Raw genomic sequence first — 13,856 nt, 5'->3', positions numbered from 1 at the left:
CTCGGAAGGGTGGTTTGTGCAATTTTTTGCAATGAAACCTTAAGTAACAAAAAATAAAATCTATTAAAATCAAAGAGTTATTTTTAAGTATCAGATGGCATACAAATCGCTACAGATGTTGGACACATTCTGAAATGGTTTATCTCCAATGTTCTCCAGCGATTTGATTACCCATTCACCACAGGCCTCCGGCATTCGTCAGCTCGACACCGAACAGGTGCAAAAGCTACGAGCGTTCATCAAGCGGCGGGTGATGAACCCCGACGACGTGGAAGATATCTTGCAAGGCACCTTTCTTGAGGCGCTACGCAACGAGCATAAGTTCCGTTTCGATTCCCGACCGCAGACCTGGCTGTGTGGTATTGCCCTGAATTTGATCCGTAACCATTTTCGCCGCCAATACAAGCAGCCGCTGCATGAGCGTTGGGAAGATCGTGAAGAAATGGAACTGTCCGATGGCGTCGATATCGGTGCGCAGATTGACGGTCATCGGCAGTTGACGCGAGTGGTCCGGGCTATCGCTACCTTGCCGCTGACCATGCGGCAGGTGATTCAAGTCAGCTTGGAAATGGACGGCAATTACCAAGACACGGCCCAGAGCCTTGGGGTGCCGATCGGCACCGTCCGCTCACGACTGTCACGGGCCCGCGAGCAACTTAAACGTAGCGTTCCCGGGGTGTTTTGAAGCAATTGTCAGCAGATTGGAACCGGTTGGGCCAATCGCGCCACATAACCATATGTTCGACTGACTATGGCGACCTCTCATGCGAATCTCCAATACACCCTTTTCCGGTAGTGGCGCTCCGATGTCGGGCGCCGACATGTCAACAGAACCGTCGGTCGATCCGTCGGCGGATCCGCTCAAACGCGCTAGCCTGCAAGGATTTGAGTTCGGCGCGCAGTTTACGTGCCATACCTTTGGGCAGCACCCGCCCGTCAATCAGGCCGATGAACTGCAGAGCATGATCAGCCAACTGTTGAGGCGGCTGTTGGGTGGTGGCAATGCCAAACCCGAAGGCCAGGGACCGGACAAGGCTCCGGCCACGGCTGCTCAACCCGCGCAGGCAGCCGGTGCATGTCAGGCGGCACAAGCCCTCACCGCTGTGCCGGCGGCCAGGAGCGACGATTGTTCGCCACCTGCCGCCGCACCGAGCCCGGAAGCCGCCTTTCTCGACGATTCGAAGTACTCCTCGCCCAAGGAATTGGAGCGCTGGGCACCGATGGTGGCGAACCTGCCGCCCGATCAGCGCCTGCAGGCAGAGAAAGAGCTCAATCGACCGATCGCCGCCGCGCGCATGGCCTTGGAGAAAGGCCCTGATGGGGCCAAGGCGATGAAGTTCATCAACGACAACCCGGCCATCAAGACCGCCATCGACACCGCCAAGCATGGTGGCAAGGCCGATGGCAAGATCACCGATGGCGACCTCAAGGCGTTCGCCAAGAAGATGCAGGGTGCCGCCGATAGTGCGGCCAAGGATCTTGCGCATTACCAGAAGGATCACCCCGACGCTGATCCGCAGTCCTTGCAGATGGTCCGTTCAGCCTTGTTGTTGAAAGCCAACGCCCCGCTCACCGCGGCGGCCGATCCCCACCATGGCGCTGGGACGGAAGGCGAAACCAAGATTAACGGCGAGACCAGTGCCGACGGCCTACAAGCCTTGCAGAAGAGCAATCCGGGTCTGTCCGGTGCTCTCAAGCAATCGGCGAAGACCTTCTCTCAACCGGGCTTTCTGAACATGCTCGACCAGGGCGGATTATCCGGTCGTGGCTTGGCGACCCATGGTCCGGACAAATTGTTCGACGCGGCAAATATCGGCGACTGGGTGAAGAAGCAGGCACCGACCAACGGTGGCGAATTCGCCTCCATGCTCAGTGATGCGGCGACCTTGAACGCTGTAGCCGGAACCGACATCAGCAAGCTGGGCAAGGACGTTTTCGAGCAACCACAGAACTACACCGGCGCGCAGAAAGCCGCGGTCATGGTCAAGCTACAGCAGACCCAGCAAAGCGTGGTGGCTGGTCGCGACCTGCACAAGACCGGCAAGACCGAAGATGCGCTGGCGGAAAAGATCGCCCAGTTGCAAGCCGACCCTGATGTCCAGGCCTACATGAAGCAGGCGGTGCCGAGCCAGGAACGCGCCTTGGTGGCGAGTGACCCGGCCCTGGACAAGGTAGTCAAGGGCCAGTTGCAACAGGTGACTAGTGGCCAGGCGCTACGCAACGATATGAACACCGCCGACCGTCAGGCCAAGGGCGATAGCAGCAAGGCTGACTACACGGGCGCGATCACCGGCCTTTCGGCACAGCTACAGATGCAACAGGATCTGCTGGGCCCGCAAGCCCAGTTGCCCAGCGCGCAGCAAGTGATCGGTGGGCAGCCGCAGGTACAGGCCAAGCTCAAGCAGTCCTATGAAGCCAACTTCAGCGAAGGCGGTGCGCTCAAGCAACTGCTGGGGCAGAAGAAGGCCGATGTCGGCGACTCCGTACAAACCGTCGATGCGCGCAAGGCGGCTTATGACAGCGTACTGCCCGATGACTTTGTTAGCGCTCGGCAGGACAGCTACATGAACACCACGGTTGATCAGTTGCAGCAATCGAAGAAGGGCCGCGAACTGCTCGAAGGCATGTCCGATCCGGGTACCGATACCGATACCGCGCCATCGACCAGCAAGGCCGAGCAGATCAAGAGCGGCTACGACAACACCAAGTCGGGGCTGTCGGCCGCCAAGAACGGTATCGAGACTGCCGGGAAGATGGCCGGGCGTGAGGCTTCGGTCGGGCTGGGGCGTATGGCCGTCTCCATCGGTGGGCGTATTGCCGGGGCCATGGTCGGTGAAGCAGTCGGTATGGGGGCGGTAGCCGCCATGGGCGCGGCGGCCGGACCAGTGGGCTGGCTAGTCGATGCAGCCATGAGCCTGGGCTTGGGCATCATGGCAATCATCGAAGCGGTCAGGAAACACCACGCGCAGAAACAGTTCGATCACAACGTCGATCCGACCCTGGACCAATTTGGTATCCCTCGGGCGCATTAATGTAAATCCTTAGTGACTGATGCCATCGAGCAGAGGAGCAGGACCATGAGCTTATCGATTTCTCCGGTTCGCACGGCTGTGCAAGATATTGCCAATAGGTTCGATTCCGAGCTGGCAAACCTTGGCCGGCCTGGCGGGCATGAACACGGCCTGGACAGCGGCCAGAGCGCCAACCAGAGCCCGGACCCTAGCGCCATGGGGATCTTCGCCGCCCAGCCGCAGAACCCGGTGAACTTTGCGCCGCCGGATGTCCCGAACAAAGTCGGCGCCGTCGGCGGTGCGGGTGAGGCCCAGCAGCCGGATATCCTCGATCAACTGCTGCAGGTGATTCAGAAGGCGGTGATGCAGTGGTTGCAGGCGATGCTCAAGCCCCAGCAGGACGACGACTCCGCTGACGACTCGGTGGCGCCGGCGCAGAATGGCGGTGGCGGTGGTGTTGGCGATGCCGGCGGTGGTTCGCCAGTGAAAGGCGCGAGTGGCGGTGCTCCGGCATCTGGCGCCGGTGGCGCGGGCGCGGTGGACAATGCCGGTGGCCTGAGCAGCGGTGGTGAACTGCACCTGCCCAAGCAACTGGAACCCTATCGTGCGGATATCCTCGACGCGGCCAAGGCCACCGGCATGCCGGCCAAGGTCATCGCTGGGCAAATCTGGGCCGAATCGCGAGGCAACCTGGGCGCCGCCAGCACCAACGTCAACGGCAAGACCGATGCCGGCCTGATGCAGATCAACGCCGACACCTTCGCTGGCCTGAAGAAAGAAAACCCCGGCCTGCTGGGTAACGCCAACGTCAATAACGCTCACGACAACATTTTGGCCGGTGCGCTTTATCTGCGCGATCAGGCCAAGGCGTTCAGCGGCAATATCGGCGCTGCGCTGCGGGCCTACAACTCCGGTCCCGACAAGGTCAACACGCGTAATCTGGCCGATACCGGCGGCGTCGGCAGTTCGAGCTACCCGGCCGATGTACTGAAATTCGCCGAGATCATCGGCAGCGGCAAAGGACAGTTGCCGGCCTGACGGCCGGTTGACATTTGATTGAACGGAAATTCTAAAATAACAAAATGAGGCAAGACGCCAATGACTATTTCCTCCACCGGAGCACATCACCCGAGCATTGCGCAGCGGCTCGCACATTCCGCGTCTGACGTGGAAATGCAACCGCTGGCGCAGACGTCTGCCGCCGGGCGGGTCGAGCTCAGCGCGACGCAAAACCTGGAAGGACTAAAGCAGAAGATGGCCGATGTTTTCGAGCCGCACAGGACCGTGGATAACGGGGGCTTTCTTGACGCACTGATCAATGATCGCGCCAAGGAACTGCAGCAGCTGGGCCAGACTGCTGCCGATGTCGAGAGCATGCTGAGCAAGGCCAATGGCATGGATAGGGTCACGATACCGGTTCATGGGGCGGTGGGCAGTATCCCGTTTGCCGTCGCTACGGTGTTGCTCGACAAGGTGCCAGGGATTTCCGCCGATGCGGCCAACAGTCCAGCCTATGCCGGTTTAATCGCCGGCACCGTTTCTGGTGCATTGGACGTGGTCGGTAACGGCCTATTGTCGAGAGCAACCCATGATGCGTTCTGGTTCAAGGCACCGACCGAAAAACTCGAACCTGTAATGCAGGCCGCGCAGAAGGCCAAGGCCTCGGAAAACCGCCTCATCCAGGCAGGGCAGAGCGCCTTAGCGCTTCAGACCTTTACCGTGCGTAATGTGGTGCGCGGCATACTCAACACCAGCTTGACCGCCACCGAAGGCTCGAATACGGCGGCGGCGGTGGATACTGGAGTGACCGCGCTGGGTGGGATGGTGGCAGGTGCCGGTTCGAATATCATCTCGCGCTCGTTTGACTTAAAGGCGCATCGGGCTGGTCCCGAGTACTTGTTCGGGCGTCAGGACTGGAAAGAGCAGTACCAGAAGCTGAGGGATTGTAACCCCCGTGTCGATCCTTTAACCAGCGCTCTCAAGCGTATAGCGAAGCTGCCAGTGGACATCATGACCGACGCTCTGAAATCCGCTAGCGCGGCGATTTCCATGAGTAGTCTGGCCAATAATGGCCTAGCCCTGGGCGGTGGTTTTGCCCTTGCTGGGGAGGTGCGTAGCGCGGTCAAGGGGGCCGCGACCGAGGCTGGTCTTTCTCTCGTGAAGGGGGTCGCATTAGACCAGTTGGCCAACGTTGTCATGTCGGCGCTGGCTTTTGCCGCTTTCGGAGCGACCGCGACCCTGGTCGGGCCGGCCAGCGACGGCGCGGTCAAGGTGTTGCAGGAAGACTTACCGCCCAAGGCTCAGGCTATCGCCAAGCAAGTGCACGCCGAGGTGGTGGCCAAGGCCGAGTCCGCCAGCAGACAGATCAGTTCAAGCTACACGGAGGTCAAGCAAGGCGTGAGCCACGTGATTAACGAGATTGGTGGTGCCGCGTCGTCTGGGGCCGATAGACTGGCGGGCATGGTCAACAACTCGAGACTTCGTAATCGCCCGGCGGCGCCCAACCCCAACGACCCGGCAGTCTGACTCGTTTGTGCATCAGCCTCCGGCTGCCGACGCGGCCGGTAAGCATCGCAGGCGCTATTCAGGCAAAGACGAAGTACTTGCGCACGGCTTCGAGCTCTTCCTTGGTTCCTTTTACCCCACATACGGCTACTATCAGGCCTGTTTCCGGATGAGGGGTCAAGGTGAAAGCCAGATCCGATGAGTTGCAGATCTTTGTCGGCGTGATTGAGTGCGGTTCGATTTCAGCGGCGGCTGAGCAGATCGGCCAAACCCCGTCGGCGGTCAGTCGCTGCTTGTCGCGGCTGGAAGCCAAGCTCGATACCACGCTGATCAATCGCACCACCCGACGCATGGACCTGACCGAGGAGGGCAAGTTTTTCTTCGAGCGGGCCAAGCAGATCCTGGAGCAGATGGACGAGTTGGAAGAGCGCCTGTCCCTGCGGCAGCGCACGCCGGCCGGGCGCTTGCGGATCAACGCCGCGTCGCCCTTCATGCTGCACGCAGTGGTGCCGTATATCGCCGAGTTTCGCGAGCTGTACCCGGATATCCAACTGGAACTCAACAGCAACGACCTGATCATCGATCTGCTGGAGCAGAGCACGGATATCGCTATTCGTATCGGCAATCTGGCGGACTCGACCTTGCACGCCCGTCCGCTGGGCAGCAGCCCGCTGAATATCCTCGCCAGCCCCGCGTACCTGGAGCGTCATGGTGTACCGGTCAGCGTCAATGACTTATCCGCGCACACACTACTTGGCTTCACCCAGGCCGAGAGTCTCAACCACTGGCCGTTGCGGCATGCCCAGGGGGATCGTTGGCCAATCCAGCCGAGCATCAGCGCATCCAGCGGCGAGACCTTGCGTCAGTTGGCGCTGGAGGGGCAAGGCATTGCCTGCCTGTCGCATTTTATGACCTGCGAGGACATCCGGTCCGGTCGCCTACGGGTGATCCTGGCGCCAGCCAACAGCGGCTATCGCCAGCCGATCCATGCGGTGTACTACCGTAACTCGCGGCTGGCCTTGCGCATCCAATGCTTCCTCGACTTTATCCAAGGCAAGCTGGCCAGGTATGCAAGCTGACTCAGGGGTCTCGCGCCGATGATTCGTGACTCCGACGCAAGAGTAAATTGGAAATAATAGGGTTATTCGGCACGGATAAGTCACCGATACTCATCCCATCACTTATCCACGCACGGAGTTTTTCCATGAACGTATTTGTTACCGGCGCCGCCGGCTTTATCGGCGGTTCCATCGCCACCGGGCTGGTCGCGGCTGGCCATCGGGTCAGCGGCTTGGTACGCCATGCCGGACAGGCCGAAGAGTTGCACGCCTTGGGGATCACCCCGGTGCTCGGCACCCTGGACGACAGCCGCTTGCTCGCCGAGCAGGCGCGTCAGGCCGATGCCGTGATCAACGCTGCCAGCAGTGACCATCGCGGTGCGGTCGAAGCTTTGCTCGACGCCCTGCGCGGTTCCGACAAAGTGTTCCTGCACACCAGCGGTTCGAGCATCGTCGGCGACGCAGCCGGCGGCAAGGCCAGTGATATCGTCTATGACGAGAACAACCTGCCGCAGCCGACTGTCGACAAGGCGGCCCGCGTAGCCATCGACAACCTGGTTCTCGCCGCGGCGAAGTCCGGTGTGCGTTCGGCGGTGTTGTGCAATACCTTGATCTACGGTCACAGCTTGGGCGTGAGCCGCGACAGCGTGCAGTTACCGCGCTTGTTGGCACAGGCTCGCAAGAGTGGTGTGGTGCGCCATGTCGGCAGCGGCGCGAGCATCTGGTCCAATGTGCATATCGAAGATGTGGTAGCGCTGTACCTGCTGGCTCTGCAGAAAAGTCCGGCGGGTACGTTCTATTTCGTCGAAAGCGGTGAAGCGGCGTTTATCGATATGACCACCGCGATGGCCAAGGCCCTGAACCTGGGCGAACCACAAGACTGGCCGCTGGCGGATGCCGAAGCCGAGTGGGGGTATGAAATGGCCAACTACGCCCTGGGCTCCAACAGCCGGGTGCGCGGCACCAATGCCCGCGAGTGGCTGGGTTGGGCACCGAAGCGCACCTCGGTCACCGAGTGGATCCTGAACGAGATGATTTGACTGACGATGGGTCGGTATCGAGCATGATTCGATAGGATGGGGATGGAACCAGTTTGCGTGCTAGAACCACTCAGCAGCGTTCTACTCCTCTCGAATCAATCTCATGCCTCTATCGACGGGTTTAACTTTTAGGGGCGATCCCCGATATTTCAACACCGGTGATCGCAATCACACAGTGTCGGCACGCCGAGTCTTGGCCCCAGGCGACCCGCAGCATTTCAAGGCTACGGTCACCGTGCCCGTAGCGCAGATGAATGCGCTGCTGCTATCCAACCAGGCCATCGACGACACTTGGCGAATCCTCAATTACGGTTCGGGTAACCAGAGAAGGCATGTCCGGGCGACTCAGGCCGAGTCCTTCAAACGCACGGTCGTGAGCTACGATGCCGACAAGAGTCAAGGCTACCCCGGCTTTGCGCGGAGTGCGGCGCGGTTCGGGGCTGGCAACTGCGACCAGATGGCCATGGTGAATGCGTTGCTGTTGGCGAGCGCCAAAGATCAACACCAGCAGGTGTCCGTTGTGCTGGCCGCGGATGTTGGCCATGTCTTCGTGGAGGTCGGCGACTCGCGGGAGAGCAACAATACCGTGATTTCCGATGCCTGGCCGGAGTTCGGTCGAGCGTTGCGCCGCCAGGATTTTTCGTTGCTGGGCGCTCATCCCGAGGTTCTGTATCGTTATCAACCGCGCTACAACCCAGATGAGCGCGAGCAACTGTTACGCGGCCCCAAGGCCAGCCAACAGGAGATCGACAGGGAGTTTGCCCGTTTGCGACCGAACGAGCCATCGGACAAGGCACAACTGACGGATTTCTTGCTGGCAAACACCAAACTCTATACACAGGTCCATGCGTCGAAGAACCTGGGGCTGCGCTATGAGGGTGACTCGAGTCGGGGAGATGAGAGACGCATTGACCAGAATTTTTCGGAGCGCCAATTCCGCAAACGACTGGACCAGTTGGGTATCAACCCCTGGGACGGCACGGAGGTGCCGCATAACCCGCCACCGGCACCGATCGTCGCTACCCTGGATTTTCCGTCGCTGAATGAGCGCTCCCGTGGGCGCAACGCCTCGTCCAGGGTGCCGGCCGCTCCGCTGGGCCGCTCGGAGACGGTCGATACGCGTAGCAGCCCGGTCGTCACGCCTTATGTTGCGCCTCGGGACGATCGTCGTTGGGTGCCGCCCACCGACGCCCGGCATTACCGACCGCCCGTGGACAACGGCAATGCCTCCCGTGGACGGGTTCCGCCGCCGCGTGCCCGCGCAGAGTCGCTCAGTACCCGCGAGCGACCGGTGATTCCCCACTACGCGCCCGCTCCCGTGGAGCGTCGGCATGCGCCCTCGGTCAGCGTCCGGCGGGAGCGCGTACCCACCCACGACGGTGCTCGCTACCGTGACACGCCGCCGGCCCGTCGCGAACGTTCCAGCTCATTAATGGCGCGGGTGCGCAATTTTATCACTCGATAAGGTCAATAGCCGATGGCGAGCCAGTTGAAACAAGTACTGTCCCCGGTGTTTCACCAGGTGGGCGTCGATGAGCGAGCGCTGGAGCTGTCAGACAGCTATGTCATGACTTTGCCGAGCGGCCTGGTGCTGGAGTGGCGCGAGGCGCCCAATGATTTTCTGACGGTCAGTTGCCTGCTGCCCGTGTCGGAGCAACGCTTCGATGACCCGCAGACCCTGGCCATCCTGCTCCAGGCTAATTTGCTGGGGCTGGAGCACCCGCCGATCCTGACCGGGGCGATTGTCGAGCAGAAGAAAGTCATTCTGTGGAGCCGTCAACCCTTCCTCATGCTCGATCACAGTGCCATGCTGCGCCTGTTCGAGCGTTTCACGGAGCAGGCCGACAAGATGGGCAACTGGCTGGCGCTGACGCTGGAGGAGTTGGCGGCACGCGAACAGACCCCGCCACGCCCCGCGCAAGAGACCCCGTTGCGTGGAGCCGTGCCGCTCGCTTAAGGCGTTTGTAGCGTTTCGCCGAGGTGGGCCATTTGGAAGGTCAATCGGGTCCGGCAGCCCGAGTCGAATTACTTGTGGACGATAAGGCCAGGGCAAGACGCTCCTGCGACTACTTGGAGGTACAGCTACAACCCTTTATCTACAAGGCCTGTAGCTGAGTTTATCGATCTTTGGCGGTTCAGACCCGGAAGTGGCTGACCATCATCTGCAACTGATTGCCCAGGCGGGCCAGTTCGACACTGGAGGCGGCGGTTTCATCGCTGGCGGCAGCGGTCTGTTCAGACACGTCGCGGACATTGATGATGCTGCGGCTGATCTCTTCGGCTACCGTGCTCTGCTGCTCGGCCGCCGCGGCGATCTGCTGGTTCATCGATTGAATATTCGACACCGTGCGGGTGATGTTTTCCAGTGAGGTTCCGGCCTGGCGGGTCAGTTCGACGCTGCTATCGGTCAGGCCGCGGCTGTTGTTCATCATGTTCGCCACTTGCTGGGTACCGTTCTGCAAGCCTGCCACCAGGCCTTCGATCTCTTCGGTGGATTTCTGTGTCCGTTGGGCCAGGCCGCGTACTTCATCAGCCACCACGGCAAAACCACGTCCGGCTTCACCGGCGCGGGCCGCTTCGATGGCAGCGTTGAGCGCTAACAGATTGGTCTGCTCGGCCACGGCCTTGATCACGTCCATGACGCTGCCAATCTTGTCGCTTTCGCGTTGCAGCACTGTCATGGCCTCGGTCGAGCGTAGCACTTCGGCAGCCAGGCGCTCGATCTGGGCAATGGCTTGGCCGACCACCCGATCACCTTCACGGGCTTCACCATCTGCCGCCGCCGCCGCGAGCGAGGCTTCTTCGGCATTGCGCGCGACTTCTTGCACGGTGGCAGTCATTTCATGCATGGCCGTGGCCACTTGGTCGGTTTCGATTTTCTGGTTGTTGACCCCGGCGCTGGTCTGCTCGGTCACCGCTGACAACTCTTCGGCGGCGCTGGCGATCTGGGTGACACCGTCGCGAATGCCGCTGATCAAGTCACGCAGGGTGCCGCTCATGCGCTGGATGCCTTGCTGCAGCACGCCCAACTCATCGCGGCGGCTGATCAGCAGCTCCTGTGTCAGGTCACCGGAGGCAATGCGCTCCACCACACCGAGGGTCTCGCGGATCGGCCGATTGATTTGGCGGGTGATGACCACGGCGGCAAGAATGCCGAATAGCAGGGCGAGCAACGTGCTGCCCAATTGCAGGTTGCGGGCCTGGGCACTTTCGCTGTCACGACGCTCCAGTTGGATCTGGTAGAGATCGCTGCTGCGTGCCACGATGCCATTGCCCTGGTCGGTCATTTCCTTGCGCGCCAGTATGACGGCGCTGTTGGCAGTCTTATAGGCTTGCACCGCGACCCGGTAATTGTCCAGACGTGTTTCCAACTGCTGCAGCTCATTCTGCTGGCTGCTGCTGAAATGCTGCTGGAGTTGTTTCAGGCCGGCAATTGTTTCATTTAGCTGGTTGATGGCTTTCTGTTCGGTATCCGGGGTACTGCTGGCGGTGTAGCCACGCACTTCGTAGCGGGTCAGGTGGAATTGTTCCTTGGCCTGGATAATGGCTTGGAAGCGCTCGAAACGACCTTCATCGTCCGGCGCCATTTGCAGGACGTTGTTGTGGATCGTGGCAATCAGTTTCTGGATGACCTCGGCGTTTTCGCCCATGGTCTGGCGAGCGCTGTTGCCGGTGCGATAAGCGTCGCGCATTTTGTTCAGCGACTGCTGGTAGCTACCAATGAACGCGGCCTGCTCGTTGAGCAGCTTGAGATTCTCCGGGCTTTTGAAGCTGCCGAGCAATTTCTGCTGCTGGGCGATAAAGGCGTCGAGGTTGACCTGCACGTTCTGTGCGGCGGTCTCGTCGCCGTTGGTCAGCATGTACTGCAAACGGGCCACGCGCAGTTTGGTCAGCGAGGCATTGAGCTGGGTGATGTCGCTCATCCAGTTACTACGGTCGATCAGGCCACCGAGGCTGGTCCAGCCTGTCAGGGCCAGAATAGTAGTAAGCACCAGGACCAGGCCGAAGCCCAGACCCAGTTTCAGGTTGATGCTGATATTGGCAAACCAGCTATTCATTGAATTCCTCCAGGAACGTAGTGTTGCTTGCTCGTCGGGTGGCTGGAAGGTGTTGTTTTTAGTGCCAGCTGAATTTGTTCGTAAGGGGTGTATCGGCGGCAGTTCCGATAGCTGAACCCTTTTTCTCTTGAACGGGTGCTTCACGACGTACAGTGGAGGGTGCTGTTTTGCGCGTTAGCTATTTAGTCCCCCAGCGCCTCGCCTTCGCGCCGTGGATCGGCGCCGCCGGCCCAGGAGCTGACGCCCTGTGGATCGCGTACACGCATGATCGCCTGAGTGCCGCTGGTCATCTGCGGTTCGTCGAGTTCATGGCCCTTGTTCTTTAGTGCAGTGATCAATTGTGGAGAGAACAGCCCTTGCTCCAGTTCGGTAAGACCATTGCGGCTGCCGAAGTTGGGCAAGTTGATCGCCGCCTGTGGGTCGAGCTTCCAGTCCAGCAGGCCGACCAGGGTCTTGGCGACATATTCGACGATCTGCGAACCACCGGGAGAACCGAGCGTGCCAAGAAACTCGCCGCTCTGGCGGTCGAACAGCAGGGTCGGCGCCATCGAGGAACGTGGGCGCTTGCCGGGCTCGACACGGTTGGCCACGGGCTTGCCGTTTTCGCTGGGGATAAACGAGAAGTCGGTCAATTGGTTGTTGAGGATAAAGCCCTCCACCATCAGGTGCGAACCGAAGGAGCTTTCCACCGTGGTAGTCATGGACACGGCACCGCCCAGATCATCCACCGCGACGATCTGCGAGGTAGAGATGCGCATGAGTGAGCGGTCGGGGGCGAGGGCGACCTGGAGTCCGGCGGGTATGCCGGGTTTGGCCTTGCCCAGACTGCGTTCGCCGATCAGCGTGGCGCGCTGGGCCAGATACACCGGGTCGATCAGACCGGCCACCGGTACCGCGACAAAATCGCTGTCGGCGACGTACAGGCCACGGTCGGCATAGGCCAGTCGCTCGGCCTCGGCGATCAGGTGAACGGCTTGGGGGTGTGGCTCAAGACCGGCGGCGGTTGCGCTCTTCAGTGGGACCAGGGGCGGCAGCGCCCAGTTTTTGTCTCGGGCCTCCAGCGCCTGCAAGGTGCCGAAAATCTGCGCGATGGCAATCGCACCGGAGGATGGTGGCGGCATGCCGCAGAGCTTCCAGCGCTTGTAGTCCGAGCAGATCGGCGTGCGCTCCTTAGCCTGGTAGCCCTGTAGGTCGGCCAGCGACAGGCTGCCAGGGTTGGCACTGCCGTTGACCGCCGCAACCGTCTCTTGGGCGATGGTGCCTTTATAGAGCGCGTCGCTGCCTTCCTGGGCGATGCGCTTGAGCACAGCGGCCAGCGGCGGGTTTTTCAGGATCGTGCCGACGGCTTTCGGGCTACCGTCGGCGTTGAGGAAATAGGCCGCCATGGCGGGGGATTTCGGCAGGAACGGACTGGCGGCAATCTGTTTGTGCAAGCGCGGCGAAATCGGGAAACCCTCTTCGGCCAGATGGATCGCCGGCTCAAACAGCTTGGCCCAGGGCAGCCGGCCATTGTTGCGGTGGGCCAGTTCCAGGGCGCGCATCACCCCCGGGGTGCCCACCGAGCGACCGCCGATCTGGGCTTGGGTAAACTCCATGGGGCTGCCGTCGGGGTTCAGGAACAGCTTCTCGGTAGCGCCCGCTGGAGCGGTTTCACGTCCGTCATAGGCGCGCACCTGCTTGCCGTCCCAGACCATGATAAATGCGCCGCCGCCAATACCGGTGGCCTGGGGTTCGACCAGCGTCAGCACGGCTTGCATCGCGATGGCGGCGTCCACGGCGGAGCCGCCTTGACGCAGGATTTCCCGCCCGGCTTCAGCCGCCAGCGGGTTGGCGGCAGCCGCCATATGTCGGGTCGCATGTTGCGTGACCATCGCGGTGCGATAACCCGTGCCGATTTCCGGGGCAGCGGGCAGGGCTGTGCTGGTGGGAGGCGGGGCATGGCAGGAGACAAGCGAGAGCGCGATGGCCAGAGAGCAAAGCGGACGGAGATAGAGGCGAGGGGTGGAAATTATCGAGTGCACTGCGTAGGGCTCCTGCCTTGAACGTGCCTGGCACTATAGTCCGTGCCGGGACGGCGAAACAACACGGGTGTTGCGCGGATAGCGGCTGCGCGCCATGGCCCCGGCGCGATCTGGCAATCGCCCCGGTTCGCCTGACGTTTTAGGTTACGTGACGCGGTGGTGT

The 13,856-nt window shown here is 61.0% G+C and carries 10 protein-coding genes; 8 read left to right on the top strand and 2 right to left on the bottom strand.

Annotated elements, in window-relative coordinates; all coding sequences use genetic code 11:
• Positions 1 to 148 precede the first annotated feature (148 nt).
• The 8 genes from AWM79_RS18835 (at position 149) to AWM79_RS18800 (ending at position 9,571) form a co-directional block, all read left to right on the top strand.
• Positions 149 to 685 carry an RNA polymerase sigma factor gene (locus AWM79_RS18835; RefSeq protein ID WP_017133191.1) on the top strand — a complete coding sequence of 179 codons (537 nt, stop codon included), beginning with the start codon at positions 149 to 151 and terminating at the stop codon, positions 683 to 685.
• Positions 686 to 764: 79 nt separating this feature from the next.
• Positions 765 to 3,032, top strand: a complete 2,268-nt coding sequence (locus AWM79_RS18830) for a type III effector HrpK domain-containing protein (RefSeq protein WP_060783531.1) — start codon at positions 765 to 767, stop codon at positions 3,030 to 3,032.
• A 45-nt stretch (positions 3,033 to 3,077) separates the two neighbouring features.
• Positions 3,078 to 4,049 (top strand): lytic transglycosylase domain-containing protein, encoded by a 972-nt coding sequence (locus tag AWM79_RS26000; RefSeq protein WP_017133188.1) that lies wholly within the window; start codon positions 3,078 to 3,080, stop codon positions 4,047 to 4,049.
• Between the two features lie 135 nt (positions 4,050 to 4,184).
• A complete protein-coding gene (locus tag AWM79_RS18820) occupies positions 4,185 to 5,537 on the top strand; it encodes a hypothetical protein (protein WP_169316110.1) in 1,353 nt (450 codons plus the stop codon).
• A 161-nt stretch (positions 5,538 to 5,698) separates the two neighbouring features.
• Complete coding sequence (locus tag AWM79_RS18815) at positions 5,699 to 6,595, top strand: LysR family transcriptional regulator (protein ID WP_060783530.1); 897 nt, start codon at positions 5,699 to 5,701, stop codon at positions 6,593 to 6,595.
• Between the two features lie 125 nt (positions 6,596 to 6,720).
• Positions 6,721 to 7,614, top strand: coding sequence for an NAD-dependent epimerase/dehydratase family protein (locus AWM79_RS18810; protein WP_017133185.1), 894 nt, complete (start codon positions 6,721 to 6,723; stop codon positions 7,612 to 7,614).
• 175 nt (positions 7,615 to 7,789) lie between these two features.
• The gene (locus AWM79_RS18805) at positions 7,790 to 9,079 is read left to right on the top strand and encodes a hypothetical protein (RefSeq protein ID WP_143063284.1); all 1,290 of its coding nucleotides are present in this window, start codon (positions 7,790 to 7,792) and stop codon (positions 9,077 to 9,079) included.
• A 12-nt stretch (positions 9,080 to 9,091) separates the two neighbouring features.
• Positions 9,092 to 9,571, top strand: a complete 480-nt coding sequence (locus AWM79_RS18800) for a CesT family type III secretion system chaperone (protein WP_017133183.1) — start codon at positions 9,092 to 9,094, stop codon at positions 9,569 to 9,571.
• Between the two features lie 178 nt (positions 9,572 to 9,749).
• Here AWM79_RS18800 and AWM79_RS18795 read toward each other — a convergent pair whose 3' ends face one another.
• Together AWM79_RS18795 and AWM79_RS18790 are read right to left on the bottom strand one after the other, a co-directional pair.
• Entirely contained in the window at positions 9,750 to 11,672 is a 1,923-nt protein-coding gene (locus tag AWM79_RS18795) for a HAMP domain-containing methyl-accepting chemotaxis protein (protein ID WP_017133182.1), read from the bottom strand.
• Between the two features lie 182 nt (positions 11,673 to 11,854).
• Positions 11,855 to 13,684 carry a gamma-glutamyltransferase family protein gene (locus tag AWM79_RS18790; protein ID WP_208599956.1) on the bottom strand — a complete coding sequence of 610 codons (1,830 nt, stop codon included), beginning with the start codon at positions 13,682 to 13,684 and terminating at the stop codon, positions 11,855 to 11,857.
• Positions 13,685 to 13,856: the final 172 nt, after the last annotated feature.

The organism is Pseudomonas agarici (assembly GCF_001543125.1).
GTDB lineage: Bacteria > Pseudomonadota > Gammaproteobacteria > Pseudomonadales > Pseudomonadaceae > Aquipseudomonas > Aquipseudomonas agarici.
This window is presented reverse-complemented; position numbering and strand designations above follow the sequence as displayed.